The organism is Gemmatimonas sp. (genome assembly GCF_044345575.1).
Taxonomy (GTDB): domain Bacteria; phylum Gemmatimonadota; class Gemmatimonadetes; order Gemmatimonadales; family Gemmatimonadaceae; genus Gemmatimonas.
Map to the genome: position 1 here is coordinate 1 of NZ_JBIJAW010000225.1, position 5,437 is coordinate 5,437.

Genomic DNA, 5,437 nt, shown 5'->3' on the forward strand with positions numbered 1-5,437 from the left:
CGGTGGCGGTAACATGATGATGGGTGGTGGCATGATGATGGCCGGCGGAATGGGCGGCGGCATGCAGACCATCATCATGCGGCAATAGTCCCGCCATACAAGCTTCCGTTTTCAAGCTTCCGTTTTTCAAGCTTCCCCGCTTCGTGCTTCCGTGGTTCCTCCGTCACTCAGCATCCAACTCGCGTCATGAAACGCATACTCACTGCAACCGCGTTGTCGCTGGCCACCACAGGCACGCTCCACGCCCAGCCGGGGACCAGCGCCTCCCGCCCCGCCATCCGCCCCCTCGGCGCTGTGGCCTCCACCTCGGCCGAGCCGCTCGGCCTCGTGAACAACATCCGCGCACTGCCCGGCGGTAAGCTGCTCGTGAACGACATGAGCGGCCGTCGGGTGCTGCTCATGGACAGCACGTTCAAGGTGCTGAAGGTCGTAGCCGACACCACGCCGGGCAATCCGAACTCGTACGGCGGTGGTGTGGCGAGTCTCATCGCCTTCCGCGGCGACTCCACGCTGTTCGTGGACGCGCAGTCACTCAGCATGCTCGTCATCGACAGCAATGGCGAAGTGGCGCGCGTCATGAGTGTGCCGCGGGCCCAGGATGCCATGATGCTCGCCGCCGGGGGCATTGGTGCAGGCGCGTTTTACAGCAATGGGCACCTCGTATACCGCGGCATGCCGAACATTCGTATGCAGATCGTCAATGGCACACCGCAGATGGGCGCCTTGCCCGACACCATGCCTATCACCCGCGTGAACCTGCAGTCGCGCGTGGTGGACACGGTGGGTTTCGTGAAGATTCCCATTTCGTTGCCGAACATCTCGCGCAGCGAAGACGGCAAGATGAGCGTGACCATCGAAGTGAATCCGCTCCCCGTGGTGGACGAGTGGGCAGTGACACCGAACGGCGACGTCGCGTTCGTACGCGGCCGCGACTATCACGTGGATTGGGTGGAAGCGAACGGCACGCGGCGGTCGAGCCCCAAGATGGCCTTCGATTGGAAGCGACTCACCGATGAGGACAAGACGAGACTGGCCGACTCGGTGAAGACGCTGCTCGACAAGCAGGCGGCGGCGAATCCTGGGCAGGGTGCGGCCATGGCTACGGCCTTCGGCAGCATGATGGGCGGCGGTGCAGCTGCCGGCGCCCCGCGCATGCAGGTGATGATCAGCGCCAACGGCGGTCCGATGGGCGGTGGGGCCCCCACGCGCGCGCCGCAGGTGACGGCGCCCAAGATCAACGTGGTATCACCGAGTCAGCTGCCTGACTATCAGCCGCCGTTCTTCGCGACCAGTACGCGCGCCGACGCCGACGGCAACCTGTGGGTGCTCACCATTCCCACCAAGCCGCAGCCCGCGGGCTCGGTGTACGACGTGATCAACGGCAAGGGCGAAGTGACTGAGCGCGTGCTTATCCCCGAGGGGCGGACGGTGCTGGGCTTCGGCCCCGGCGGCGTGGTGTATCTCGCCAAGCGTGTCACCGAGGGAACCACGACCACCACGACGATCGAGCGGGCGGGCGTGAAGTAACGCGGCCGGCGCGCTTCGGTCAGAGGCCGAAGCGCACCTCGCGTCGCGCCGTGCGACACAACTTTTCGCCCGCGCGGCAATAGCTGGTGATGAGCGTACCCTCGATCGGCAGCGCGCCGGCCTCGAGCATCAGCACAACATCACCCACGAAATAGGCGCTGTCCTTCGTGACGGCCGACCCTCCGAACGCGAGGCGTCGGCCGTCGGTCGTTTGCAGCACCGGCGGCTGCAGCGCGTTGATCTGATCGCCGGGCTTGGGGTCCATCACCAGACGCGCGCGCGGTGCCGTGGAGTCGAAGCGCACCGGTGGGCCGCTGTCGGTCTCCACCGGCCCCACCTTGGGCAAGGTGGGAATGGCGGACATGGCCGGCGCCGTGCTGTCGGCCGCGCGCGCCTCCCCGTTGGCCTCCGGCTCACGCGATGACGAGCAGGCGGTAAGGGCGCCAATGGTGAGAGCCGCAATCATCCGCGTGTGGGACACGGTCACCGTCCGATCCACCGCGAGTACTTGATGAGGAACACGTGGCGTCCGGGATCGGCGAAGGCGCGTCCCACCTGGTTGGCGACGCCGAAGTTCACGGCATCGAGCTCCACCTGACGTTGCTGCGACCACACGAAGAAGAGCGACGAGCCGGGCTGATACTCCCACCGCAGCACTGCGTTGCCGCGTAGCGCCCGCACCGTGAAATCCTGACGCGGAATGAGGAACGCCGTCGCGGGCCCGCGGCCATCGGGGTCTACCGTCAGCCCATTGGCGCCTTGGGTAGCGACGCCCCGCTCACGACCATACTCAGCGAACGCAAAGGCACGCGGGGTAGTGAACTCCTTGAAGCGGGAGAACTCCCCCGCCGAAGCGAACGGCTGCAGGAACAATTGCAGCGACAGCCATGGCGAGAAGGTCCAGTCCACGCGCGTATCGAGTCGCGCCTCGCGCTGACGCACATCGGCGAACACGTAGCGGCGACCATACGTGGCGGTGGCCGTGGCGTCGGTGACCGACTGTACGTACTGGCCGGTAGTGATACCGCCCTGATAGCTCGGCCCCACGCGGATGCGCGCCTGCGGGAGCGGACGCCAATCGATCTCCAACTCCACCGAATGCACATCGCGCCCACTGCGATCAGTGGTGCGCAGCGCCTCCACGTTGAAGATGATCGGCTTACGGCCGTCAGTGGACAGTTCGAGCGAGTGGAGCGTTTCGGTGGGGCGGAGCGCGAACGGACCGCCCCGCAGCAACCGGTCGTTGAGCGTTTCCGGTGAGTACGACAACCGGTAGCTCAGCTCCCAGAAGTTGAGCAGCGTCGTGTTGGCGAGCACACTTGTGCGCGTTTCGACGCGATCGCCCGCGAAGTTGAGCGAGGCTGTCTGGAACACCGCCGCCCCCCACTCGCGCGACCAGCGGTTCTGGAACGGATTGCGAAAGCGTAACGCCGACGAGAGCGACCGCACATCCGAGCGCGTCTGGAAGCCGAGGTCGTTCGACTCGAAGCCCGGGCTGGTTTCCTCGTAGGTCACGCTGCCCAGGACACGCTGCCCCGCCAACTTCGCAAACGAGAGTGCGAGGAAGTGGCCGGTGAGTGATGTGCGCGTCGGGTCGAATTCGAGGTGGTCAGCATCAGGGCGCTGGAAGCTGCGATAGTTCGCCGTCTGCAGCCGCCGCATCACCACCTCGTTCCCGGCCACGTGACTGCCACTGAACACGCCGCTTAGGGCGTAGGTGCGATCGTTCCACGCGTGCTCCCAGTCGAGACCGGCGACCGTGGCCGACCGCGGCAAGCGCGTGACAAGCACGGTGTCGCTCAAGTCGCGCCGGGTGTCGGCGAAGAATCCGCCAACGCCCGTATTGCCACCGCGCAGCAACCGGCGCAGTCGGGACACGTGATAATTGGCACGCGGCTCCACCGGCTCGCGCAGCAGGCGGCCATTGGTGAGCTGCACGTCGGCGTGTTCGTGCGCCGTGACGGCGTTGAGCACACCCACTTGCCATCCACTCGGTGTGGTGCCGCTCAGCTTGAGGGCGCCGAGGATGGGCGTCTGCGTGGTGATGCGCGTGGCCTGCAGACTGTCGCCGGTGGGCCGGCGTTGCGGCGCACGCCCCACCCGACGGCTATAGAAGAATCGCGGCGGGTCGTTGTCGTTGAGTGTGCGCGTCTGGCCGAAGGCGAAGCCGTCAGCGTTTTCGAGGAAGAACGGACGCCGCTCGGGGAAGAAGACTTCGAACGCCGTGAGATTGACGACCGCCGGATCGGCTTCCACCTGGCCGAAGTCGGGGTTCACCGTGGCGGTGAGCGTGAGTGATTGCGGCAGCTTGAAGCGCGCGTCGCCGCCCATCGCGCCGGCCAGCTTCTGCCCGGGCACGAAGCGATTGCGTTCGCTCAGCGGCTGGCTCTCGAGTTGGGTGCGCACGTACGGAATGATCTCCGTGCGCGAGGGCGGCCGCAGCGAATCGAGCCCGGTGAGCGTGCCGAAGCGCGACACGAAGCCCGGCGCATCGGCCGGTGTCGGTGCCCAGTACGCATCTTCCCCGTGGCGCGCGATGGTACGGGTGAAGTTGATGCCCCACGGGCGCACGGCGCCGCGGCCGTCTACCACATCGTAGCGCAGCTGCGAGAGCGGAATACGGAACTCGGCGGTCCATCCAGCGCTGTCGATACGTGCCGCCACGTTCCACACCGCATCCCACGTGATGTCGAAATCTTCGAGATTGTCGTTGGTGACGTAGCCATCGGTGAGCACGCCACGCGGATTCACCCCGAACGTGAACGCCGTGCGTTTGTCGCCGTAACTGTCGAACCCGACGTAGAACCAGTCGGCGTACAGATCTTCGGCATCGCGGCGCCCGAGCTGCTGGGCGATGCTGTCGGGCGCGGTGTCAAAGTTGCGCACCCCCACATACAGCGCGTTGGCGTCGTACGCGATGCGCACCTCGCTCTTCTGCGACGCCGGGCTGCCATTCTGCGGCGTGCGCTGCACGAAGGCCGTGGCCGAGGTCCCGGTGCGCCACACGGGCTCGTCGAGCTTGCCGTCGAGCGTGATGGGCGCCGTGATCCACTGCGCGCGCAGCGACGGTTGGGCAGCGAGGGGGCGGGTCGCGGCGACGGCGAGGACCGCCGCGCCAAAAACAAAACAGGTCCTGATCATCCGTGAAGGATAATCAGGACCTGCAGCCGACCGGTGCGGTCAGTTCCCGCTACGACGCGCCGGCGCCGGGAGGGTGCCCTTGTTGGCGATGGCCTTGTTGATGGCGTCGGTGGTCACCTGCGCACGGAAGGCGACAATCTCCTTGGCCCACGCGGTAATCTGCTTCCTGTCCTTGAGCGAGACCCCGTTGATGTCGGCCTTCCCGGCCTTGACGCGCTCGTCGTAGCGGACGCTCTTCGGATCGTCGATGAACATGTTCATCGTGATTTCCGGATCGTCGTGCAGTCCGTCGGCCTTGGTGGGCTTCACGCCGCGCCCCTCGATGTACTTGGCCACGCTGGCGTAGTCGTAGTACTCCTGAATGTGCGCGACGACCGGTGCGCCCTTCCACAGCGCGGTGAGCGAGTCGGCCACGGCGCGCTGTCCGCCCTGATTGCCGCCGCTGTCGCCGATGTAGATGATGTTCTCGAAGCCGTGCGCCTTGAGGCTCGCCGCGATGTCAGTGAGGAGCGCCCGGAAGGTCGTTTCGCGCGCCGTGATGGTGCCGGGGCTCGTCATGTGCCCCGATGGCGGATCGTAGCTCCCCTCGGGCACGAACTTCACGATGGGGGCGCACAGGGCATTCCCCAGCTTGCGGGCGATGGCGTCGCAGTTGGTATGCAGCACGTAGTTGTGCTTGCCGGTCACGAGCCAGGGGCCGTTGGGTTCCATGCCGCCCGTGGGGATGATGACCGTCTTCTTGCCGGCAGCGATGGCATCGCGCACGTCC

Annotated in this window: 4 protein-coding genes; 1 reads left to right on the top strand and 3 read right to left on the bottom strand. The window is 66.2% G+C overall.

The window, feature by feature from the left end:
• Positions 1-186 precede the first annotated feature (186 nt).
• Complete coding sequence (locus tag ACIQ6O_RS12185) at positions 187-1,527, top strand: hypothetical protein (RefSeq protein WP_396208062.1); 1,341 nt, start codon at positions 187-189, stop codon at positions 1,525-1,527.
• 19 nt (positions 1,528-1,546) lie between these two features.
• Here ACIQ6O_RS12185 and ACIQ6O_RS12190 read toward each other — a convergent pair whose 3' ends face one another.
• The 3 genes from ACIQ6O_RS12190 to ACIQ6O_RS12200 all read right to left on the bottom strand — a co-directional run.
• Complete coding sequence (locus tag ACIQ6O_RS12190; protein WP_396208063.1) at positions 1,547-1,993, bottom strand: hypothetical protein; 447 nt, start codon at positions 1,991-1,993, stop codon at positions 1,547-1,549.
• Positions 1,994-2,010: 17 nt separating this feature from the next.
• Positions 2,011-4,668: a DUF5916 domain-containing protein gene (locus tag ACIQ6O_RS12195; protein WP_396208064.1), complete on the bottom strand. Its 2,658-nt coding sequence runs from the start codon at positions 4,666-4,668 to the stop codon at positions 2,011-2,013.
• A gap of 39 nt (positions 4,669-4,707) precedes the next feature.
• Positions 4,708-5,437, bottom strand: a 730-nt coding sequence (locus tag ACIQ6O_RS12200; RefSeq protein ID WP_396208065.1) for a creatininase family protein, incomplete at its 5' end; no start/stop codon positions are given.